Source organism: Polaribacter sp. (assembly GCF_036480315.1).
In the GTDB taxonomy this organism is placed as follows: Bacteria; Bacteroidota; Bacteroidia; order Flavobacteriales; family Flavobacteriaceae; genus Polaribacter.
In genome coordinates, this window is the sequence record NZ_JAZGGG010000033.1 from 145,740 (window position 1) to 170,274 (window position 24,535).

Below are 24,535 nucleotides of genomic sequence, written 5' to 3' on the forward strand. Positions count from 1 at the left end.
TTTCAAAATGAAAAAAATAATTTTCATATTAGGGGTTCTAACCTCATTTAGTTTTTCTGCACAAGTAACTATTATTGTGAATGAATTGCCAGAAAATACAGAAGAGAATAGCTCAATTTTTATTTCTGGAGATTTCGAAGGTTGGTCTGGTGGAAAAAAGGAATACAAATTAGAAAGCAAAAATGGTTTTCATGTAATTACACTTCCTAAAATTGAAGGACAACTTAACTTTAAGTTTACCCAAGGTTCTTGGGAGTCTGCAGAGTGTACTAAAAAAGGATTAAGTACTGAAAATCGAAGCTATACATTTAAAAAACATAAAGATACCTTAAAAGTTAAAATTGCAGGTTGGAGTAATTTATTTAAGATAGAAAAAGTATCAACAGCCTCAAGAAATGTTACTATTTTATCAGAAGAATTTACAATTCCGCAGTTAAATAGGAAACGAAGAGTTTGGTTGTATTTACCTTCAGATTACAAAACATCTAATGAATCTTATCCAGTAGTTTATATGCATGATGGTCAGAATGTTTTTGATAGCGCAACTTCTAATTACGGAGAATGGAATGTAGATGAAACAATTGATAAATTATATAACGAAAAGAATTTAAAATTAATTGTAGTTGCCATTGATAATGGAGAATCTAAACGATTAGATGAGTATTCGCCTTGGAAAAATAAAAAATATGGAGGAGGAGAAGGTGAAGCATATACAACGTTTATTGTTGAAACTTTAAAACCTTATATAGACAAAAATTATAAAACTTTAAAAGATAAATGTAATACAGGAATTATAGGAAGTTCAATGGGAGGTTTAATTTCTCATTATGCAGGATTAAAATATCCAGCTGTTTTTGGAAAAATAGGTATCTTTTCACCAGCATTTTGGTTTTCGCCAAAAGTTAATGAATTTACCAAAACACATGGAAATATTAAAGATACAAAGATGTATTTTTTAGCTGGAGGAAAAGAAGGACAAAACACAGCTTACAGTGAAATTAATGAGACAGTAAAAGGAATGAACAATATAGTAACTGTTCTAAAAAAGAATGGTTTTCCTGCAGAAAATATCAAATCTAAAGTTGTACCAGAAGGCAAACATAATGAAAAACTTTGGAGAACAAGTTTTGAAGAGACTATACTTTGGTTATTTCCAGAAGCTTTAAAAGAGCGCAAGTTTATTAGTGCAAAAATGAATTCTGACGCAATTGTAGAAGTCAAAGTAAGTGATGGGAAATATAGAATAGTTGGGTATTCACCTGAAATAATTGAAACTACATTTATTCCAAATGGAGAAATATTTAAAGCTGAATCTAATGCAGTAGTTTTAGAACCGACTTTTGTATCGCCTGAATTTATTGATGAAACGAATAAAGCAATATTTAAAACTTCAGGAATTACTGTTAACATAGAAAAATCACCTTTTAAAATTTCTTATTTTTATAAAGGAAAAGAAATAACATCAGAAAAAGCAGGATATTATAAGGATTCTATTCATGAGAAAATAGAATTCAATTTAACTTCTGATGAGGTTTTGTACGGTGGAGGAGCAAGAGTTTTGGGAATGAATAGAAGAGGTAATCGTTTGAAATTGTATAACAGAGCTCATTATGGTTATGAAACGCATTCAGAATTGATGAATTTCACATTACCAATTGTAATTTCTTCTAAAAAATACATGATTCATTTTGATAATGCGCCAATTGGTTATCTAGATTTAGATAGCAGAAAAGACAATTCGTTAACTTATGAAACTATTTCTGGACGAAAGACATATCAAGTTATTGTTGGTGATTCTTGGATGGATTTGGTAAGTAATTATACCGATTTAACAGGAAAACAACCTTTGCCACCAAGATGGGCTTTAGGTAATTTTTCAAGTAGATTTGGCTATCATTCTCAAAAAGAAACAGAAGCAACTATAGATAAATTTAAAGAAGAAAAAATTCCTGTAGATGCTATAATTTTAGATTTGTATTGGTTTGGAAAAGAGTTGAAAGGAACAATGGGAAATTTAGAGGTTTATAAAGATTCTTTTCCAGATATGAAAGGAATGATTTCTCGTTTAAAAGATAAAGGTGTTAAAACAGTTTTAATCACAGAACCATTTATATTGTCTAATTCTAAAAAATGGAAAGAAGCTGTAGAAAAAGATGTTTTAGCCAAAGATTCTGTTGGAAATCCTGCTAAATATGATTTTTACTTTGGAAATACTGGAATTGTAGATATTTACAAAAAAGAAGGGAAAGAATGGTTTTGGAACATTTATAAAGATATTTTAGATTTAGGCGCAAAAGGACTTTGGGGAGATTTAGGTGAGCCAGAAGTACACCCAGCTTGGGTGCAACATGCAACTGGTTCTGCAGATGAAGTTCATAATATTTATGGACAGGATTGGGCACGTTTAATTTTTGAAGGATATCAAAAAGAATTCTCGAATGAAAGACCTTTTATTTTAATGCGTGCAGGAGCTGCAGGTTCTCAGCGTTTTGGAATGATTCCTTGGTCTGGAGATGTAAATAGAACTTGGGGGGGATTGCAATCTCAACCAGAAATTGCTTTACAGATGGGAATGCAAGGTTTGGGGTATATGCATTCTGATTTAGGTGGTTTTGCAGGTGCAAATTTAGATGATAATTTATACACACGTTGGTTACAATATGGCGTTTTTCAGCCAATTTATAGACCTCACGCACAAGAAGATGTACCAAGTGAACCTGTTTTTAGAAGTGAGAAAGCAAAGAAATTAGCCAAAAAATCTATTGAATTACGTTATAAATTATTGCCATATAATTACAATTTAGCGTTTGAGAATAATCAAAAGGGAACACCTTTAATGCGCCCTATTTTCTTTGAAGAAGATGATGAAGAGTTAATGACAAACTCAACTACGTATTTATGGGGGAAAGATTTTTTAATCACTCCAATTTTAAAAGATTCAGTAAAAACTAAAGAAATTTATTTTCCTAAAACTGCAAATTGGTATAATTTTTATTCTGATGAAAAAGTTGCAGGCGGAATAACTAAAACAGTTGATGTTAAAGAAAACTCAATTCCTACTTATGTTCGTGGAGGCGCATTTGTTTTAATGTCAGAATTGATACAGACAACTGATGATTATAACGGAGATAAATTAGTGCTTCATTATTACTATGACGCTTCAAAAAAAGAAAGTAAACGAGAGTTTTATAATGATGATGGATTGACAGCAAATGCTTTTGAAAAAGGAGATTTTGAAGTTTTAACGTTTGAAGCTGAAATAACAAAACGATGTTTAGAAATTGATTTTGAAGCAGAATTTGGTGAGAATTGGAATACTTCAGAAAAAGAAATAAAATTGGTTATTCATAATATCAATTGGAATCCGAAAAAAATAAAAGTTGATGGAAGTACAAACCAAATTTCATCAGAAAATAATAAAATAACGATTCCTTTAAAATGGAATCCAAAAAAAGAATTAAAAGTAAAAATAACATTAAAATAGAAATCAATTATGAAAAAAATAAATAACGTTTTATCCGTATTCATTTTAGTAATCTTAATTGGTTGTTCAACAGAAAAAGTATCAAAAAAGAAGATAGAGATTACAAACGTCAAGAAAAAAACAGTTGTTTATCAGGTTTTTACAAGATTATTTGGTAATACAAATACCACGAATAAACCTTGGGGAACTATTGAAGAGAATGGTGTCGGAAAATTCAACGATTTTACTGATAAAGCATTAACTGAAATTAAAGATTTAGGAGTTACACATATTTGGTACACAGGTGTTCCACATCATGATGTAATTCGTGATTATACAAAATATGGGATTTCAAATGACGATCCTGATGTTGTAAAAGGTAGAGCAGGTTCTCCTTACGCTGTGAAAGATTATTACAATGTGAATCCTGATTTGGCAGTAAATGTTGAAAACAGATTGCAAGAATTTGAAGCATTAATAGAACGTTCTCATAAAAACGGATTGAAAGTTATTATTGATATTGTGCCTAATCATGTGGCAAGAAATTATCAAAGTTTATCAAACCCAGAAGGAACAACAGATTTTGGCGCAGAAGATAATAAAACTGTAGTTTATGATGTCAATAATAATTTTTACTATTCGCCAAATGAAGCTTTTCAAGTGCCAGATTTTTTAAATGGATATTTACCTTTAAGTGGAGAAAATAATGTTTTATCTGATAAGAAATTCAAGGAAAACCCTGCAAAATGGACAGGAAATGGATCTCGTTCGCCAAAACCGAGTTTTTATGACTGGTATGAAACTGTAAAAGTAAATTATGGTATTTCGCCTGAAGGGAAAAAAGATTTTGATGAATTACCTCAAGGTTTTGAAAACGAAGATTACAAAAAACATTACGAATTTTGGCAAGATAAAACAGTGCCAAATTCTTGGATAAAGTTTAGAGATATTGCTTTGTATTGGGCAGAGAAAGACGTTGATGGTTTTAGATACGATATGGCAGAAATGGTGCCTGTTGAGTTTTGGAGTTTTATGAATTCATCTATAAAAATGAAGAATTCAGATGCATTTTTGTTAGCAGAAGTGTATAATCCTAAAATGTATAGAGATTACATTAGAAAAGGAAAAATGGATTATTTGTATGATAAAGTTGCTTTGTATGATACCATAAAACATGTAATGCAAGGTCATGGATTAACAGATAATATTCCTCCAATTCAAGAAGATTTAAAAGATATTGAGCACAATATGTTGCACTTTTTAGAGAATCATGATGAGCAAAGAATTGCGAGTCCAGAATTCGCAGGAAATGCTTTAAAAGGAAAGCCTGCAATGGTAGTATCTACAACAATTTCTACGTCGCCAATAATGATTTATTTCGGACAAGAATTTGGTGAAGATGGTTCTGAAAACGCAGGTTTTGGAACACCAAGTAGAACTTCTATTTTTGATTATGTAGGTGTTCCTTCGCTTCAAAGATGGGTTAATAATAAGCAATTTGATGGAGAGAAATCTACAAAAGAAGAAACAGATTTAAGAGATTTTTATAAACGTTTATTAAATTTTACGATTAACTCTGATGCTCTAATGGGAGAATATGCAGATATTCATCAATTTAATCGTGAGAATACAGAATGGTATAATGACAAAGTTTTGTCTTTTGTTCGTTGGAGTAATACTGAAAAATTAATTATCGTTTCTAACTTTAATTCAAAAAACATGTATGGTTTCGATTTAAGTTTACCACAAGATATTATTGAAAAATGGAACTTAAAATTAGGTGAATATAAAATTGAAGATCAATTATATAAAACCTATTCAACAACTTTGGTTGTTAAAGATGATCAAGCAAAATTAAGAATTGATTTAAAGCCATTAGAATCATTTATTCTTCAACTTCAATAAAATTAATTATGAAAAAAATACTTTTCTTATTCGTAATAGTAATAACCTTTAGTTGTCAAGAAAAATTATCAGAAGAAAAAACTGAAACAAAACTTGCTAAAAAAGAATTTGTTTGGGAAGGAGCAAACATTTATTTTTTATTGACAGACCGTTTTAATAATGGAGATACAACCAATGATATTAATTTTGATAGAACTAAAGAAACTGGAAAATTAAGAGGCTTTGAAGGTGGAGACATTAAAGGAATTACTCAAAAAATAAAAGAAGGATATTTTACCAAATTAGGAATCAATGCTATTTGGATGACACCTATTGTGGAGCAAATTCATGGAGGAACAGATGAAGGGACTGGTTTATCTTATGGTTTTCATGGTTATTGGGCAAAAGATTGGACAAAAATTGATCCAAATTACGGCACAAAAGAAGATTTGAAAGAATTAGTTGCATTGGCTCATAAAAATGGAATTAGAGTTCTTCTAGATGCAGTTATTAATCATACAGGTCCTGTAACAGAAATGGATCCTGTTTGGCCTAGTGATTGGGTAAGAACTGGTCCACAATGTTCTTATGATAATTATGAGCATACGATTTCTTGTACGTTGGTTAAAAACTTACCAGATATTAAAACTGAAAGTAATGAAGCTGTACAATTGCCTCCACAATTGGTTGCAAAATGGAAGGCTGAAGGTCGTTATGAGCAAGAAATAAAAGAATTAGATGCATTCTTTACAAAGACTGGGCATCCAAGAGCACCACGTTTTTACATCATAAAATGGTTAACAGATTATATTACTGAATTCGGAATTGATGGTTACAGAGTAGATACTGTAAAACATACAGAAGAATTTGTATGGCAAGAATTTAAAACGGAATGTGACATTGCTTTTGCTGAATATAAAAAGAACAATTCAGAGAAAATATTAGATAATAATGATTTTTATTTAGTTGGTGAAGTTTATAATTACTCCATTTCTCACGGTAAAGCATTTGATTTTGGAGATAAAAAAGTTAACTATTTTGATAAAGCATTTAATAGTTTAATTAATTTTGAGTTAAAATGGAATGTAAAGCAAATGGTAGAAAAGGATGTTTTTCATAAATACGATTCTCTTTTAAATACCAATTTAAAAGGTTATGGAGTATTAAACTACATGACATCTCATGATGATGGAAATCCTTTTGATAAAGAAAGAGAAATGCCAATTAAAACTGCAACAATGTTGTTGTTAACTTCAGGAACTTCACAAATTTATTATGGAGATGAATCTGCAAGAAATTTAACAGTTGAAGGAACTGTAGGTGATGCAACTTTACGTTCTTTTATGAATTGGAATGATATTGAATCGAAAGAAAAAACGAAACAAATTTTAAATCATTGGCAAAAACTAGGTCAGTTTAGAGCAAATCATATGGCTGTTGGAGCTGGAAAGCATACATTAATTTCAGAAGAAAATGGCTTGGTTTTTTCAAGAGTTAGAAATAAAGATAAAGTAGTAGTAGGAATTAATTTACCAAAAGGAAAAAAAGTGATCGATGTTTCATCAGTCTTTAAAAACGGAATGCAATTAAATGATTTTTATTCCAGTAAATCTATAGTGGTCATAAATGGTAAAGCAACAATAGATTCAGTTTTTGATATTGTTTTAATTGAAAAGTAGAATTTTTCTTTGTATTTACTACCTATACAAAAACCATACAAAATATTTTTCCCTTCCAGTTTTATAATATTTAAAATAATTTAGAAACCAAACATTACTAAACCAGATATTTATAGAATCGTATTTTTATTATTTCTTCTTCTCTTTATTTCTGTTATAAATTCTGCTCAAGAACTACCTCTAATAAAAAACTATACTACAGAAGATTATAAAACTCAAAATCAGAATTCGGGAGGTTTTAATGGAGTAATTGTAACAACAGAAGAGCCCACAGAATAATGCAGACAATACATCTGCAAATGTTGGTAAAAAGGTAAAAAAAAATGCTAGAGAAGTTTGGGGAGAAAGCTCATTCGTTTTAAGTGCAGTTATGGATTTCACCACTAATGATACTTTTAGAATGAAAGTATATTCACCTAGAGTAGGAATTAAAGTATTATTAAAAGTAGAAAACTCTGGAAAGGCAGCAATTAGCTTTCAAAAAGAGGTTTTAACAACTGTAGCAAATGCTTGGAAAACTTTAACATTCGATTATTCAACGATTAGTAAAATTGATTCTTTTGGTAAATTAGTAGCGAATTTTACTTTCTATACGGATGATATTGTATTGTTAAGTTCAGCAACTGCAAGTATTAAAGGCAATACTTTTGCAAACGTAAATTTTTACCCAAACCCAACAACTTATTTCTTAAAGATTTCTTCGGATAAAACAATTCAAAAAGCAAGTATTTATAATATTTTAGGGAAAATTGTAAAAACGATTTATGTTAATGAAAAATCTAAAAGTATAGGTTTTCTGAATTAAGTTTAGGAGTTTATTTAATTAAATATGTTATAGATAATGCTGTTGGTACAACAAAGTTTATTAAGCAATAATTAAGTGTAAAAATTTTATAATTAAAACGGTCAAATTTTATTTTGAGTGTTTTTTTTATGCCTTAAATTTATATCTTTATCTTTTAAATAATTTTACTTTTGAAAACACTTATCAAAAACGCATTTTTTATCTTATTCTTATTGATTATCACCAGTTGTACTACAAAAGAAAAACCTTCAGATAAAAAAAGTAACGACCTAATTCACGAAACAAGCCCGTATTTATTACAACACGCTTATAATCCTGTAAATTGGAAACCTTGGAATAATGAAACTTTAGAACTTGCAAAAAAAGAAAATAAATTAATTGTTATTTCTGTAGGGTATTCTGCATGTCATTGGTGTCATGTAATGGAAGAAGAAAGCTTTGAGAACGATTCTATTGCTAAAATTATGAATGATAACTTTATCAGTATAAAAGTTGATAGAGAAGAAAGACCAGATGTTGATAAAGTATATATGAATGCTGTTCAATTAATGACAGGTAGTGGTGGCTGGCCACTAAACTGTATTGCACTTCCAGATGGAAGACCCATTTTTGGAGGAACTTATTTTACAAAAGAACAATGGTCTAAAGTTTTAATCAATATTTCTAAACTTTATAAAGAAGAACCAGAGAAAGCGGTTGAATTTGCAGAAAACCTTACAAAAGGTATTCAAGAATCACAATTGATTACTTTGAATAAAGAAGTTCCAAAATTTAGTAATAAAGATATAAGTGCATCAATAGATGTATGGAAAACTCAAATTGATACTATTTATGGCGGATTTAAAAATGCGCCAAAATTTCCAATGCCAAATTCTTTAGATTTTTTATTGAGATATAATCATCAATTTAAGGACACGTCCATAGAAAAACATTTAAAAACTACCCTTACTAAAATTGCCTATGGAGGAATTTATGATCAAATCGGTGGCGGTTTCTCTAGGTATTCTGTAGATGAAAAGTGGCATATTCCTCATTTTGAGAAAATGTTATATGACAACGCGCAATTGGTAAGTCTATATTCTAAAGCATATTTGAATACTAAAAATAATTTGTATAAAAGCACAGTAATAGAAACGCTAAACTTCATTAAAGAAGAGTTAACAGCAAAAAATGGCGCATTTTATTCCTCTTTAGATGCAGACAGTAAAAATAAACAAGGAGAAAAAGAAGAAGGCGTTTTTTATGAATGGAAGATTGAAGAATTAAAAAAACTATTAGGAAGTGATTTTAATCTTTTTAAAGACTTTTATAATATTAATGATTTCGGATTATGGGAGAATGAGAAATATGTATTGATTAGAAACAAATCAAAAGAAGTATTTGTAAAAGAACATAAAATATCTTTAAAAGATTTAAACAGTAAAATTTCTAAATGGAAAAAAGTATTAAAAGAAGTTAGAGATAAAAGGAGTAAACCTAATTTAGATGATAAAGTACTTACTTCTTGGAACGCTTTAATGTTACAAGGTTATGTTGATGCATATAGAGCTTTTGAAGATGAAGAGTTTTTAAAAACTGCTTTAGTAAATGCAAAATTTTTAATAGAAAATCAATTAAGAAAAGATGGAGGATTAAATAGAAACTTTAAAAACGATAAAAGTACTATTAATGCATATTCAGAAGATTATGCTACTTTAATACAGGCTTTTATTTCTTTATATGAAGTAACTTTAGAAGAAAAATGGTTAACCACATCAAAAAAGTTAGTTGATCATTTATTTGTTAACTTCTTTGATGAGAATAACAAAATGTTTCATTTTACATCTAAAAAAGATGAAAACTTAATTGCAAGAAAATATGAAGTTATTGATGGTGTAATTCCTTCATCAAACTCAATTATAGCAAATAGTTTATTTAAATTAGGGCATTATTATTCTGATAAAAAGTACTCAAATACTTCAGAACAAATGCTTAATAATTTAAAGGAAGATGTAAAAAGGAGTCCTGTAAATTATAGCAATTGGTTAAATTTAATGACCAATTTTACAAAACCTTTTTATGAAGTTGTTGTTGCAGGTAATAATACCACAGAAATAAATAAAAGCCTAATTAATAATTATTTTCCAAATATTTTAATTGCTGGGACTAACAAAGAAAATATTACAGTGCCACTGTTAACTTATAAATATAATGAAGAGAATACGTTAATTTATGTCTGTGTAAATGGTACTTGTAAAAAGCCAGAAACCAGTATAAAAAAAGCGTTAGAAAATATTAAGAAATAATTTTAACACTTTTAGTTTATAATTTTTTCGCATATTTGCAATTCAAAACAAGATAATAAACTAAAGGATTAACCTATGAATATATATAAACAACATAAATACGGACGCGATTTGCGACTATTTAAATGCATATTCTAGAGAATAACTTTAATTAAAAATAGTAAAAGCGTCCAAAATTCAATTTTTGGACGCTTTTTTTATTGAAAAAAACCTCTCAATTTACAATTGAGAAACAAATAAAACTGTCATTCTTGTGAAAACAGGAATCTAGTGAAAATTTATTTTCACATTTTTTCAAAATTAATTAATGACAAAGAAACGTGTAATTATTAAGTACATATCACAACTTCAAAGAGTTATCTAAACTCCTAATATCTGAATCAATTCGGACAGGAAATCAATTGCCTAAAAATAAATTAAGCAACTAACTGTCAGTGAAATAGACTTAAGTTTTATTTGTAAAATTCAAAAATACGTTATAGGTTTGCATCGCAGTAAAGCAACAATAATAATCGTTGAATAACATCAGCATAAAAACGAAGTACAATGATCATATCATCATTCAACAAAAACACACAAAGAGAACGAGGTTCTTTTTATTGTTTACTTCGCGACTTTCAGAATTATAAATAGCAAACACTATCATATATGAAAAGTCCGAAGTTTTAAACTCTCGGACTTTTTTTATGGCTATTTTTTCCTAAAGACTTTCCGAAACTATTCAAAAAGAACACTTTTTGGGTTTGCCAAAAAGTTTCCAATTAATCTGTCATTCCCGTGAAAACGGGAATCCAAATAAAGGTTTTTAATCTTTATTAAAGAGAAGGAATCGACCAAAAGTTGATTTCCTTAAAACAAAACATCTCAAAATTAAAATCGTGGGAAATAAATTAAAAGGAAAAGATCTAATAAAATTAGGGTTTCCAAAGAACAATAGTATCAATATCGCTTTAGGTCAAATAAGTAGATACAGAAAAAGAGAAAAGAAAGAGCGCATTTTAGAGGAAGCAAAAGAAGTGCTTTTATCACCAGAAAAATTTCAAGGAAATGCAATTTGGGGTAAAGTAGCAGAAGGTTTGGTAAAACCCGTTGAAGTTAAAATGCATCAATTAAGAAACACAAGAGTTCCGTTTTCCATTTATGGAGAAAACGAAATTGATGAACAAGCAAAGTTTCAATTGTATGACGCTTTAAAACTACCAATTGCTGTGCAAGGCGCATTAATGCCAGACGCACATTATGGTTATGGTTTGCCAATTGGTGGCGTTTTAGCCACAGATAATGCAGTAATTCCTTATGGAGTTGGTGTAGATATTGGTTGCAGAATGTGTTTAACCGTATATCCAATTCCGCTTTCATTTTTGAAAGGAAAAGTACATCAATATGAAAATATTTTAAAGAATCACACAAAATTCGGAATGCGAGAAACGCACGATAAAAAACAAGATCATGAAATATTTTATAGAGATGAATTTAATGAGATTCCATTAATAAAACGCTTAAAAGACAAAGCATTTAAACAATTAGGAACTTCTGGAGGAGGAAATCATTTTGTAGAATTTGGTACTGTTTCAATTACAGAAGAAAATAACGAATTCGACTTAAAAATCGGCGAATATATTGGCGTGTTATCACACAGTGGCTCCAGAGGTTTAGGTGCAAATATTGCGAAACATTATACGTATTTGGCAACAAAACAATGTCCGTTACCAAAAAACGTACAGCATTTAGCATGGTTAGATTTAGATACACACGATGGACAAGAATATTGGTTGGCAATGAACTTAGCTGGCGATTATGCCAAGGCTTGTCATGATAATATTCACGATAGAATTGCCAAAGAATTAGGCGCAAAACCAATTGTAAAAATTGAGAATCATCACAATTTTGCATGGAAAGAAACTATAAAAGGTAAGGAATGTATTGTACATAGAAAAGGAGCAACTCCTGCTCAAAAAGGAGCTTTGGGAATTATTCCAGGTTCTATGACAGCACCAGGTTTTATAGTTCGTGGTTTAGGAAATACAGAAAGTTTACAGTCGGCTTCACATGGCGCTGGTAGAAAACATTCTCGTAAAAAGTGTAAAGAAAAGTTCACAAAAAGCGATGTAACGCATCAATTGAATATGAACAATGTAACGCTAATCGGTGGCGGAATTGATGAAGCACCAATGGCTTATAAAGACATTAAAAAAGTGATGGCAAATCAGCAAGAATTGGTAGAAGTGTTAGGCACTTTTAGACCTAAAATTGTAAGAATGAATTCATAGTTTTTGGGCGTTACCTGTTGGTCGGGCTTTACACTATATCTTTTTGTGAAAAACAAAAAGGATGCCGTTTCAATCCCTAACGCAAGCATTTTTGCTAGCTAAATGTCAAAAACTAAAAGCGAATAGAATATTAAAAAGAGAACAAAGAAAAGAGATAATAGAAAAAAGAGAAAAGAGAAAAGAGAAAGATTGGAAGTCTATTTTCTAATCTCTTTTTTCTCTCTTCTTAAAATAAAAGTTATGAAAACAAAAACAATTCAAATATCAGCAGGAAAAGGACCTTTAGAATGTGCTTTTGTGGTTGCCAAAGTGTTAAAAATATTTCTAAAAGAATTGATATCCAATAAGATTGAGTATACAATTTTACACAAAGAAAACGGAATAGAAAATGGCACAGTACAATCTGTAAGTATTCAGTTAAAAGGAAATCAACTTGCTGGTTTTTTAACAAATTGGTTGGGTACAATTCAATGGATTGGGAACTCAACATTTAGAAAACTGAACAAACGTAAAAACTGGTTTATTGGTTGTTTTGAAGTGGAAAATTCAGAATCATTAGAAATTAATGAAAACGAAATAAAATTTCAAGCAATTAGAAGTTCTGGAGCTGGAGGACAGCATGTGAATAAAGTTAGTTCTGCAATAAGAGCAAAACATATAAAAACAGGTTTACAAGTCTTGGTTATGGACAGCAGATCTCAACATCAAAATAAAAAAATTGCGATAAAAAGATTACAAGAAAAAGTTGCGGTTTTTAATATTGATCAAGTAAAAGAACAAATAAAAAATCAATGGAAAAATCATCAAACAGTAGAAAGAGGAAATCCTGTTAGAGTTTTTACAGGTTCAGATTTTAAACAAATTAATAATGAGAAATCATTTAAGAATAAGAGAAATTATCTTAAAAAAGATTTAAGAAAACAATTAGAATAGAATATCAAATGTCATCTTGAGCACAGTCGAAAGATCTTTTGAGATTTCTCTACAAGGTCGAAATGACAAACGTATAAAAAACAACAAAATGGGAACATTAACAAACAACTATGTTTTTAAAGCATTAGAAAATTACCCTTACGATTTGGAAGAAGTGATGGAAGCTTTAAATTATGCATTGTCTTACGACGATAAAAATACGATGGCTTTAACTTTAATTGGGAAAGTACATTCAGAAAAATTATTTAAATATGAAGAAGCAATTGTTTATTTCAAACAAGTTTTAGCAGAAAATATCTATGCTTTTGAAGTTTATACACCATACATAAACACACTTTTATGGAATGAAGATTACAAAGAAGTAGATGAGTTTATAGATTTTGCTTTAACAGTAAAAGGATCTGACAAAGCGTTTTTATATTTAAAGAAAGCCATTTTATATGAACAATTAAAAGAGTATAAAAAAGCATTGACTTTTATAAAATTGGCAAAAGAGAACACTTATAATTCAGAATTTATGGAAAGCGTAAATGAAGAGAAAAGTAGAATTAAAGGTAAGGTTCCAAAGAAAAATAAGGTGAAATTATCAAAAAAGGATAAAAAACGAAAGAAAAAGAGAAATTAATTTAACTACGCAAAAAAATTGCGTAATAGTGTAAGATGTTTGTATCGAAATCAAGAAAGAGTAATTCTTTCAAGAGTAATCGCTCTGTGAAACGAGGAGTTCACAGAGCATAATCAATAGAGAAAATGGAAAGTAAAATAAAAATATCAGGAAAAGAAATTATTGCATTGGATTTTAAACCAGGAAAATGGTTTCCAAAAGCAATTGAATATATTAATAAGAATCAATTAATAGAAGTTGAAATTTCAACTTATTTAGAACAGTTTAAACTAGGGTCAGAAATAGATTTGTTAGAGAAAACTGCCGATTTAATCATCAATATAAAAGTGGAAAATGAACTAGAAGCAATTAATGTAAATTCTGTAACAAAATCGATGGAAACATTAATGAAAACGCCTACAATTGTTGGTGGTGCAATTATGCCAGACGCTTGCCCTACAGGTCCAGAAGGAACCATTCCTGTTGGTGGAATTGTAATTGCAAAAAATGCGATTCATCCAGGAATGCACTCTGCAGATATTTGTTGTTCTGTAATGTTAACCGATTTTGGAAAGGCAGATCCTAAAGAGGTTTTAGATGCAGCGCATTCAATTACGCATTTTGGTCCTGGAGGAAGAGATAGAGATGTACAATTTCGTTTTCCTGCTGATTTATTATTAGAAATTGAAGGAAATCCGTTTTTGAATAATCAAAAATGTATTTCTGCAGCAAGAACTCAATTAGGAACTCAAGGAGATGGAAATCATTTTTTGTTTGTCGGTAAATCTAAAAATACAGGAAATACGATGTTAATTACACATCATGGAAGTAGAGGTTTTGGAGCGAATTTATATGGAAGAGGAATGAAAATTGCTGAACAATTTAGACAAAAATTATCTCCACAAACTTTAAAGCAAAATGCGTGGATTCCGTATGAAACAGAAGAAGGAAAAGCGTATTGGGAAGCATTGCAAATTATTAGAAAATGGACAAAATTAAATCACGAAGTTTTACATAATGCAACTTTAGAAAAATTACAAATTGAAAAAGAAAATAGATTTTGGAACGAACATAATTTTGTTTTTAAAGATGGAGATTTATTTTACCATGCAAAAGGAGCAACGCCTTTAGACGAAAAATTTATGCCAGATATTACTGGGCCAAGATTAATTCCTTTAAATATGAGCGAACCAGTTTTAATTGTGGAAGGAAAAACGACTGAAAATAATTTAGGTTTTGCACCTCATGGAGCAGGAAGAAATGTAAGTAGAACACAGCATAGAAAAAGTAAAACAGGTACAAATGAAGAAATTTTTGAAGAAGAAACAAAAGGATTAGATATCCGTTTTTTCTCTAACGAAATTGATATTACAGAATTACCTTCTGCGTATAAAAATGCGGAAACTGTAAGAAATCAAATGGTTGAATTTGGTTTAGGAGAAGTTATTGATGAAGTGTTACCTTACGGTTGTATTATGGCAGGTAATTGGCAAATGAATGCACCTTGGAAAAATAGGAGAAGACAAGATAAAAAGAAGTAGTCTTTCTTGTTCATTTTAAGATGTTAGTGAAAACTAGCATCTTTTTTTATTAAAACAACGCATCTAAAGTTAAAATGTCTAAAAACCCATCCGCAAATAATTTATTTTTTTCTTCAAAACTTTTTATTGCATTTAAAGTTTCTACTTTATAAATACCATCTAATATGATTTCGTAACCATTTGCAATTAATTTTTTTTGAACTTCAAAAATCAACGCACTTCTGTGTCCGTAAATCATTCTTTCATTAGCATTAAACATACTTTTAATCTTACTAATTTCTTGAGAACGTTTATATGATTTTAGGTCAGTACCAGTTTTTTCTAAAAATTGAATCTCTTTGTTAGATAAACCTTTAGATTTTAAAGATGCCGATTTCTCTAGTTTATTTTCAAAATATTTTATCCTTGCCAGTTTTTTAGAATATTTTTTAATGACAACTTTTGTTTCATTATCATCATCTTCTGGGGTTCTAACATCAATATCATTAGAAGTCCATTGCATCATAACAAAACTATTCAAATCTTCTACTTTTGTATGATAATCCATCACTAATTCTTGATTATGATACTCAAAATCTAATTTTTTATCCGTTTTATAATCTACTTCTGGAGAGTTGTATCTTTTGTATTGTTTGTATTTACCAAATCCGATAAAAAAAGCAATAATGAGTAGCAGTAAAATGATGAGTTGTTTCATGGTACTAAATTTTTAGAGAACGGTTAGTTTGTGTAACAAAAATAGGCAAAAGTTTCTAAAAAAAGTTATAAAGGAAATTAGCTTTTAAGTTTATTAATTTAATAGTTCTTTTTCTTTCACGCGAAAACAACGTTCTTCTCCAAGAAAAAGTGGATTACCAAATTCTTCAGACCAAAAACCATCTAAAATATCTTTAGAAATACACCTATAAACTACAATACCCTTGTAAATAGTATTTTCATCTCCTTGGTAATTAAAGTTGATCACCAAAATATTGTCTTTAAAAAATCCTGTTCCGAATTGTTGTTGACTTTTATTGATTAACCAAGTTGCTACAATTCTGTTATCTGCATCTAAAGTCAAAGAAAGTGTTCCTTTGTATGTGTCTTCTTCTTTATCTTGATTACTTCCTATAATTTGAAATTCACCAATTAAATCTTCAATATTCATTTTTTATAACGCATTTTTATATACCCAATGATTATTTTCTTTTACAAAAAAAGAGTTTTCATGTATAACATTTAAAGATCCGTTTTCTTTAAAATAAGCTTTAAATTCTATCGTGTTTTTTGTTGAGTTTAAAACATTTAGTTTTACCCATTCAACAGACTTTGTCCAGCTTAAAATTTCTTTTTTTTCGTATTTAGACGGCCTTGTAGCTGAATGATGGCTTTTTTGTAAATAATCTATATTAGCTAATACAAAAGCACTGTATCTAGAACGCATTAAAATTTCTGCTGTAGTTACAGAATGTATATTTTGATGTGCTTTTTTGCAACAATCATCATATAGATTAGAAGGATTACAAGGACAATTCATGTTTCTATTTTTTACTTCCCAATACAGAAATTCCCAAAAATATGACCCAAAATATCTTTATCAATATCATATTCTCCAGTGATGTTACCAAGATGGCGTAAACATTCTCTAATATCAATAGAAAATAAATCTGTTCCAATTTCTAGATCAATTCCTTCTTGTACAGAAGTTATGGCTATTAAAGCATTATTTAAAGCTTCAAAATGACGAGAATTTGTAACAATTGTTTCATTATTACTTAAGGCACCAATATTTACAAGAGAAGTTAATTCGTTCTTTAATTCTTCTAAACCAGTCTTTTGTTTAGCCGAAAGTAAAATTAGATTTTCAATTTCAGATTGTAAAATAGAGCTATCATGACATGATAAAGTGTCTATTTTATTAGCAATTACTAATAAACGTTTATTAGGAAAACGTTCTTTAATAATTTCTATTTCCTTTAAAAAGTCCTCACTAGAATGAGCGAATTTATTAGAGTCAATTAAAAAGATTATTAGCTGTGCATTATCTGCTTTTTCATACGTTTTTTTAATTCCTATAGTTTCAATAACATCTTCTGTTTCTCTAATACCAGCAGTATCAATGAACCTAAAAGCAACACCATCTATAATAACTTCATCTTCAATAGCATCTCTTGTAGTTCCTGCAATATCAGAAACAATGGCTTTTTCTTCGTTTAAAAGCGCATTTAAAAGTGTAGACTTTCCAACATTAGGTTCGCCAATAATTGCAACCGGAATTCCGTTTTTCATAGCATTTCCAAAAGAAAAAGAATCTATCAAACGTTTTAAAACAAAGGTGATTTTAGTAACCAATTCTTTAAATTTTGTTCTGTCTGCAAATTCTACATCTTCACCAGAAAAATCTAATTCCAATTCAATTAATGCTGCAAAATCTAATAATTGAACACGTAATTCTTTCAATTCATTAGTAATTCCGCCACGCATTTGTTGAATCGCCATTTGATGACTTGCAGCAGAATTAGAAGCAATTACATCTGCAACAGCTTCAGCCTGACTTAAATCCATCTTTCCGTTTAGAAAAGCACGCATTGTAAACTCACCATTATCTGCCATCCTACAACCTTTTTGTAAGAATAACTGTATAATTTCTTGCTGAATAAAACTAGAACCATGACAAGAGATTTCAATAACATTTTCGCCTGTATAAGAATTTGGATTCTTAAAAACCGATACCAGAACTTCATCAAAAATAACATTTTTTTCAATAATATGGCCTAAATGAATCGTATGTGTTTTCTGTGTTTTTAAAGATTTGTTTTTTTTAATCGATTTAAAATTATCGTTTACAATTTCAATGGCTTTTTCTCCAGAAAGTCTAATTACAGAAATTGCGCCAACACCAGAAGGAGTCGCTAATGCGATAATAGTATCTTGTTCGATCATATTGCAAAGATACGCAGGTATTTTTTGTTTTTAAAACTTAAAAATGTAACAAAACAAATAAAGTTGCGTCTAATAAGTACACAACTAAAATTTTATACATAAAAATGAAAGAAGACAAACAGTTATTAGTAATTACACATTTGAGTCAGTTATTAGATTTCGTAACAGGAATTGGTGGTTTTATAGTACCATTAGTTTTATGGTTAACGAAAAAGGATGAAGTTTTCGGAATGGATTCTCACGGAAAAGCCATTCTTAACTTTAGAATCTCAATGTTTATTTACCTTTTAATTTGTATTCCTTTAATTTTATTATTCGGTTTAGGAATTCTAGGTTTTATAACAATCGGAATTTTCTATTTAATTTTTCCGATTATAAATGCCATAAAAGTGAGTAATAACGAACCCCCAAGTTATCCTTTTAGCATACAGTTCATTAAGTAAAAGAAGAAGAAAGTTAAATTGAAAATCGCTCTTTATGGGCGATTTTTTTTATGAACTAAATTTGGGCGTTACCTTTCAGGTCAGGCTTTTCGCACTCGCTTTTTTTGTGAAAAACAAAAAAGAGCTCAAACAAATGCTACAATCCTTAACGCGGGCTTCTTAAATAGAGTTTGTCATTCTTACGAAGGCAGGAATCCATATTTATGCAAGTTTAGATTCCTGCCTTCGCAGGAATGACTTAAATATTTTTTATAACATCTTCATATTCATAATAAAACGCTTCAAATTTTGGCATTATTTCCATATAGAATTCAAAACAATCTCGCCAAGTATTTTTATTATGTACACTAAACTTTCCTTCAAACGGAACATAAATTCTATGAATTTTTTTTCCGCTTTCTAGTTCATATTCATCATTAAAAATAACTTCAGGAATCTCTGTTTCTAACAAAGTTTTTAAAGAAACCATTTGATCGAAGTAGAGTAGGTTTACCAATTCATCCGGATTTTCGATATCTAAACAGACCATCGCTTTTTTTCTGTCGCCAACAAACTTAAAAGAAAAACCTTTTATTTCAGTATTGTACAATAACCATTTTCTTGGAAAAGATTTTCCAAAACTTGTCCAAAATTCTTTACGTATTTGTGTTGCTTCAGCTTTGCTAAACATTTATTCAGTTATCAGTTATCAGTTATCAGTTATCAGTTATCAGTTATCAAGTTCAATGATAATTGTTCATTGATTTTATCCATGAATTTTTGCAACATTACCTCTTTTACGCATTAATTCAGCTTCAAAAGTTAACAATGCATTCCATTTTTTATCTACAATTGCTCTGTCTTGGTATTGTCTTGCAAATGCTAAAAAGGTTGTGTAATGTTGTGCTTCAGAAACCATTAAGTTTTTATAGAATGTAGACAATTCTTCATCTTCCATATTTTCAGAAAATACTTTAAAACGTTCGCAACTTCTTGCTTCAATTAATGCAGCAATTAATAAACGTTGCACCAATGCATCAGTTCTATCGCCTGTTTTCTTGAAAAATTTTTGCAAACGGATTGCATAATCGTTTTTTTGCTCTCTTCCTAAAACCATTCCACGTTTTACCATTAATAAATGCACCATTTTAAAGTGTTGCATTTCTTCAATGGCAATATTGCTCATTTCTTTAACAAGTTCTGTTTCTTCAGAATAATTTATAATAATAGAAACTGCATTAGAAGCTGCTTTTTGTTCTAAAAACGCATGATCTGTTAATATTTGCTCTAAATTTACTTTGGCAATATCTGCCCAAGAAGTTTCTGTTTCAAATTGTAATCCGAGCATATTCTATAGTCTATAAATTAGGTTTATAATGGAATACAAATCTATCATTTTATTTTTAGATATGGTTTTATCACAAATTTAATTGAAAATAATTCTTCTTAAAAAAAACAAAAACAATTAGTTTATTAATTATTTGACGACTCAAACTAAAAATGTAAAAAATCATATATTATTGCAATATTTTTTTTCTAAAAAACGTATATTAACAGCTTTAAAATTACATTTTATATCAACTATGAAAACTCTCAACTCCATTCCTGCTACAGGGATTAAAGGTTTAAAAGAAAACTGGCGTAATGACCTTTCGGCAGCAATAAGTGTATCATTAGTAGCTTTACCACTTGCATTAGGAATCGCAGTAGCTTCTGAAGTCTCACCGATGGCAGGTGTACTTTCTGCAATTATTGGTGGAGTTGTTACCACTTTTTTTCGAGGTGGACATTTAGCAATTAATGGTCCTGCTGCAGGCTTAATTGCTGTAATTCTTGGTGGGCTTGTAGCTCTTGACGGAAATATTAATTATGTTTTAGCTGCAATTGTAGTATCTGGAGGTATTCAAACGATACTAGGTTTTTTAAAAATGGGCCGCTTTGCCAAATTATTACCTTCATCAGTATTACACGGAATTTTAGCTGCAATTGGTGTAATTATTTTCACAAAACAAATACATTATGCATTAGGAACTACTTCAGATTCAAAATCTATAATAGGAACATTGATAGATGCTTTTTATAAAATACCTGAAATTAATCCTTTTGTTTTTGTAATTGCTTTAGTAGGAATTTTAACCCTTGTTTTTTACAAAAAAATCAACACTAAATTCATTCGAGCAATTCCTGCACCAATGTGGGTTTTGATATTATCGATACCATTTGTATTCATTTTTGACTTTTTTAATGGACATAGTATTTCTTTTCTTGGAAAAAGTTACGGTGTAGGACCAGAATTATTAATTGACATCCCAGAAAATCCATTAGATAGTATTATGCATCCAGATTTTGGAATGATAGGAACAACTGCTTTTTGGCTTACAGTACTATCCATTACTATGATTGCTTCTGTGGAAACGCTGGCAAGTGCTCGTGCTGTTGATAAATTAGATCCTTATAAACGAACTACTAATTTAAATAAAGATTTAATTGGTGTTGGATTAAGCACAATGGTTTCTGGTGCTTTAGGTGGACTTCCAATTATTACAGTAATTGTACGTAGTACAGTAAACGTAAATAGTAATGCAAAAACCAAATGGTCTAATTTCTATCATGGAATCTTTTTAATTCTCTTTGTACTTATTTTAGCACCTATTTTAAGAAGCGTTCCTTTGGCTGCTTTAGCAGCAATCTTGGTACATACTGGCTTTAAACTAGCATCTCCAAAAGTATTTAAACATGCATATGATCAAGGTGTAGAGCAATTATTATTTCTTACAGCAACACTTATTATAACATTATTTACAGATTTACTCTACGGAATTGTAGGTGGAATTTTAGTCACCTTGTTTTTACATATGTTATTAGCAAAAGTGGGTTTTTTACGTTTCTTCAAAATGATTTACAGATCGGGTTCAAAAGTATACCGTTTAGAGAATGGCACTTATGATGTTAAACTTAAGGGAATTAGTAACTTCTTATATGCTTTACAATTAGACACTTTATTAGAAGAAATCCCTGCAGGTTCTACAGTACGTATAGATATGTCAAAAACACGTTTAGTAGATTTATCAATCATGGAAAATTTAATTGATTTTAAACGAATACAAGACGATCAAGGTGGCGATGTGAAATTGATTGGACTAGAGAATCACGTTTCTTCTACAAGCCATAATAGAGCCTTAAAGATTGTAACCGGTCGTATAAAAAAACGAATTACAAAACGTCAAATTCGTTTACAAAAAATGGCGATTGCAAATAGTTGGTCTTTTGAGCGTGAAGTAGATTGGAATACTTCTTATTTAAGAAATTTTCACTTTTTTGATTCACGTCCTATTGAAATGAAAAAGAACTCGTTACAAGGATTAGATGTGAAAAATGATGCACATTGGGAAATTGCTGATATTATATTTGATGAAGGGGCTTTACTCGCTTTAGAAGTGTATCAAACCACAGTACAAGTTATTAAATTACCGACTGCAATACCGCCATTTATAATTGATAAAGAAGGGCTTTTTGATAAAGTTTTTGATCGTGTAAAGGTTTTTTCTGGAGCAAAAGGAGATATCAATTTTAAAAAATATACAGATTTTTCAAATAAATTTCAATTAAGTGGAGAAAATGAAGCTGAAATTCGAACTTTTTTTACGAATGATTTATTACGTTTTCTTGAAGAAAATGAAATACATCATATAGAAAGTAATGGAGAAGCACTGATGATTTTTAAATATATTCATGTTGCACGCACAGATGAAGTAAAAAATATGTTAGTTTTTGCAACCAATTTATTGAGTCATATGAATTTGAAATAATTTTAGAAAAAAAGTAAACGAAAATTTTGCATATAACTAAGTATGCTTTGTACTCAGACCAACGAGGAAAGATTAAATAATTTGATTGTAAAACGATGTTAGAATTAGCAGGAATTATCATTTTAGGAATATTAGCACAATGGTTTGCTTGGAAATTTAAAATTCCTGCAATTTTGCCATTAATTTTGATTGGTTTATTAGTTGGACCAATAGCTGCCGAGTATTTAAGTGAAGATGGTGCAAAGTGGATAGAGCCAATTTGGAATGGAACAAAAGGTTTATTTCCTGGAGATGGTTTGTATTATTTTGTGTCTTTGGCTATTAGTATTATTCTTTTTGAAGGTGGTTTAACGCTTAAAAGAAGTGAAATTAAAAATGTAGGTCCAGTTATAACGAAGTTAATAACATTAGGTTCTGCAATTACTTTTTTTGGAGCAGGTATTATTGCACATTTTATTTTTAATTTAAGTTGGGAAATTTCTTTCCTTTTTTCTGGATTAATCATCGTTACAGGACCCACAGTAATCACGCCAATTTTAAGAAATATTCCATTAAAAAAAGATATTTCTACCGTTTTAAAATGGGAAGGAATTCTAATTGATCCAATAGGAGCATTGGTTGCCGTTTTAGTTTTTGAATTTATTAGTGTTGGTGGTGGTGGTGGTTTTACAAAAATTGCTTTAATGGAATTTGGTAAAATTGTATTGTTTGGCACCAGCTTTGGTTTCACTTTTGCTCATGCATTGGCTTTTGCAATCAATAAAAAATTTATTCCTCATTATTTATTGAATGTAGCTTCATTATCAGTAGTATTATTAGTTTTTATACTGTCAGAAAATTTTGCTCACGAATCTGGTTTACTAGCTGTTGTAGTTATGGGGATGGTTCTTGGAAACGGAAAGTTAAAGAACATAAAAGAACTTTTGTATTTTAAAGAATCATTAAGTATTTTATTAATTTCTATGCTTTTTATATTGTTATCTGCAAATATTAATATTGATGATTTAATGTTGTTGTATACATGGAAAACAGCTGCTTTATTCGCAATTGTTGTTTTTGTAATTAGACCTTTAGCTGTTTTTGTAAGTACTAGAAAATCTAAATTAAAATTGAATGAAAAACTATTTATAAGCTGGGTTGGTCCTAGAGGAATTGTAGCTGCAGGTATTGCTTCTTTATTTGGAAGTAAATTATTAAAACAAGGAGTAGAAGGTGCAGAATATATTACACCTTTGGTTTTTATGATTGTTTTAGGAACCGTTTTGTTAAATGCTACTACAGCAAGATTTTTTGCTAAAATGGTGGGCGTTTTCTTAAAAAGTTCTAACGCTATTTTATTTGTAGGTGCTTCAAATCCTGCAAGATTAATTGCTAATTATTTAAAGAAAAAAGGAAAGAGAGTTATTCTTATCGATTCTAATAAAGACTTTATAGAACAAGCTATAAGTGATGGTTTAGAAGCTTTTAAAGTTGATATTTATGATGATGATTTAACAGATAATATAGAATTAAATGATGTTGGTTATTTAATTGCTTTAACAGGAAGTGATACCGTAAATAACTTTGCTTTAAATAATTTTTCTAAATCTTTTGGAGAACATGGTGCTTATAAAATTGCTTCCTCTGTAGAAAATTTAGAAGCTACAGAATTAGAAAGGAAAAGTTTTTTGTCACCAAATGACGATTATATTAACGTAAGTGAAGCGTATCGTGAAAATCCAATGATTATTGAGGTTAAAGTTGAAAATGAAATTGAATATAATAACGTTTTAGATGTTCTATCTAAAGTAGAAAAATCGATTCCTTTATTTGTCGAGAAAGGAGAAAAAATTTATCTAATTCCAGAATTTGAAAAGACAAATGAAACTAAAGAAGGTTTAACTTTGCCTTATTTAGGAATGAAGTTAAAAGGGTAATA

At 29.6% G+C, this 24,535-nt stretch carries 18 protein-coding genes; 12 read left to right on the top strand and 6 right to left on the bottom strand.

Annotation, left to right across the window (positions count from 1 at the left end):
* The first annotated feature begins 7 nt into the window (after positions 1 to 7).
* The 9 genes from V3V28_RS06680 (at position 8) to V3V28_RS06720 (ending at position 15,464) form a co-directional block, all read left to right on the top strand.
* On the top strand, positions 8 to 3,484 hold the full coding sequence (locus V3V28_RS06680; RefSeq protein ID WP_331364242.1) for a TIM-barrel domain-containing protein: 3,477 nt from the start codon (positions 8 to 10) through the stop codon (positions 3,482 to 3,484).
* Positions 3,485 to 3,493: 9 nt separating this feature from the next.
* Positions 3,494 to 5,368 carry an alpha-amylase family glycosyl hydrolase gene (locus tag V3V28_RS06685; RefSeq protein ID WP_331364243.1) on the top strand — a complete coding sequence of 625 codons (1,875 nt, stop codon included), beginning with the start codon at positions 3,494 to 3,496 and terminating at the stop codon, positions 5,366 to 5,368.
* An 8-nt stretch (positions 5,369 to 5,376) separates the two neighbouring features.
* The gene (locus V3V28_RS06690) at positions 5,377 to 7,026 is read left to right on the top strand and encodes an alpha-amylase family glycosyl hydrolase (RefSeq protein ID WP_331364244.1); all 1,650 of its coding nucleotides are present in this window, start codon (positions 5,377 to 5,379) and stop codon (positions 7,024 to 7,026) included.
* Between the two features lie 370 nt (positions 7,027 to 7,396).
* Positions 7,397 to 7,831, top strand: a complete 435-nt coding sequence (locus V3V28_RS06695; protein WP_331364245.1) for a T9SS type A sorting domain-containing protein — start codon at positions 7,397 to 7,399, stop codon at positions 7,829 to 7,831.
* Between the two features lie 170 nt (positions 7,832 to 8,001).
* On the top strand, positions 8,002 to 10,116 hold the full coding sequence (locus tag V3V28_RS06700; RefSeq protein ID WP_331364246.1) for a thioredoxin domain-containing protein: 2,115 nt from the start codon (positions 8,002 to 8,004) through the stop codon (positions 10,114 to 10,116).
* An 878-nt stretch (positions 10,117 to 10,994) separates the two neighbouring features.
* Positions 10,995 to 12,386 (top strand): RtcB family protein, encoded by a 1,392-nt coding sequence (locus V3V28_RS06705; protein WP_331364247.1) that lies wholly within the window; start codon positions 10,995 to 10,997, stop codon positions 12,384 to 12,386.
* A 240-nt stretch (positions 12,387 to 12,626) separates the two neighbouring features.
* Positions 12,627 to 13,319, top strand: coding sequence for a peptide chain release factor H (gene prfH / locus V3V28_RS06710; RefSeq protein ID WP_331364248.1), 693 nt, complete (start codon positions 12,627 to 12,629; stop codon positions 13,317 to 13,319).
* 88 nt (positions 13,320 to 13,407) lie between these two features.
* Entirely contained in the window at positions 13,408 to 13,944 is a 537-nt protein-coding gene (locus tag V3V28_RS06715; RefSeq protein ID WP_331364249.1) for a tetratricopeptide repeat protein, read from the top strand.
* A 125-nt stretch (positions 13,945 to 14,069) separates the two neighbouring features.
* Positions 14,070 to 15,464, top strand: a complete 1,395-nt coding sequence (locus V3V28_RS06720) for an RtcB family protein (RefSeq protein WP_331364250.1) — start codon at positions 14,070 to 14,072, stop codon at positions 15,462 to 15,464.
* Positions 15,465 to 15,513: 49 nt separating this feature from the next.
* Here V3V28_RS06720 and V3V28_RS06725 read toward each other — a convergent pair whose 3' ends face one another.
* The 4 genes from V3V28_RS06725 to mnmE all read right to left on the bottom strand — a co-directional run bounded on the left by V3V28_RS06725 (position 15,514) and on the right by mnmE (position 18,386).
* Positions 15,514 to 16,161, bottom strand: coding sequence for a peptidoglycan-binding domain-containing protein (locus V3V28_RS06725; RefSeq protein WP_331364251.1), 648 nt, complete (start codon positions 16,159 to 16,161; stop codon positions 15,514 to 15,516).
* Between the two features lie 93 nt (positions 16,162 to 16,254).
* Complete coding sequence (locus V3V28_RS06730; protein ID WP_331364252.1) at positions 16,255 to 16,611, bottom strand: hypothetical protein; 357 nt, start codon at positions 16,609 to 16,611, stop codon at positions 16,255 to 16,257.
* Positions 16,612 to 16,614: 3 nt separating this feature from the next.
* Positions 16,615 to 16,980 carry a YchJ family protein gene (locus V3V28_RS06735; protein ID WP_331364253.1) on the bottom strand — a complete coding sequence of 122 codons (366 nt, stop codon included), beginning with the start codon at positions 16,978 to 16,980 and terminating at the stop codon, positions 16,615 to 16,617.
* A gap of 11 nt (positions 16,981 to 16,991) precedes the next feature.
* Positions 16,992 to 18,386 (bottom strand): tRNA uridine-5-carboxymethylaminomethyl(34) synthesis GTPase MnmE, encoded by a 1,395-nt coding sequence (gene mnmE, locus V3V28_RS06740; RefSeq protein ID WP_331364254.1) that lies wholly within the window; start codon positions 18,384 to 18,386, stop codon positions 16,992 to 16,994.
* 104 nt (positions 18,387 to 18,490) lie between these two features.
* Here mnmE and V3V28_RS06745 point away from each other — a divergent pair, with 104 nt between their 5' ends.
* Positions 18,491 to 18,829 (top strand): DUF4870 domain-containing protein, encoded by a 339-nt coding sequence (locus V3V28_RS06745; protein ID WP_331364255.1) that lies wholly within the window; start codon positions 18,491 to 18,493, stop codon positions 18,827 to 18,829.
* Positions 18,830 to 19,067: 238 nt separating this feature from the next.
* Here the strand turns inward: V3V28_RS06745 and V3V28_RS06750 are convergent, their stop codons facing one another.
* The gene (locus V3V28_RS06750) at positions 19,068 to 19,499 is read right to left on the bottom strand and encodes a DUF4268 domain-containing protein (RefSeq protein ID WP_331364256.1); all 432 of its coding nucleotides are present in this window, start codon (positions 19,497 to 19,499) and stop codon (positions 19,068 to 19,070) included.
* A 75-nt stretch (positions 19,500 to 19,574) separates the two neighbouring features.
* Entirely contained in the window at positions 19,575 to 20,156 is a 582-nt protein-coding gene (locus V3V28_RS06755; RefSeq protein WP_331364257.1) for a tRNA-(ms[2]io[6]A)-hydroxylase, read from the bottom strand.
* Between the two features lie 235 nt (positions 20,157 to 20,391).
* Between V3V28_RS06755 and V3V28_RS06760 the strand changes: the two genes are divergently transcribed.
* Positions 20,392 to 22,617 (top strand): SulP family inorganic anion transporter, encoded by a 2,226-nt coding sequence (locus tag V3V28_RS06760; protein WP_331364258.1) that lies wholly within the window; start codon positions 20,392 to 20,394, stop codon positions 22,615 to 22,617.
* Positions 22,618 to 22,712: 95 nt separating this feature from the next.
* Complete coding sequence (locus V3V28_RS06765; RefSeq protein ID WP_331364259.1) at positions 22,713 to 24,533, top strand: cation:proton antiporter; 1,821 nt, start codon at positions 22,713 to 22,715, stop codon at positions 24,531 to 24,533.
* The last annotated feature ends 2 nt before the right edge of the window (positions 24,534 to 24,535 follow it).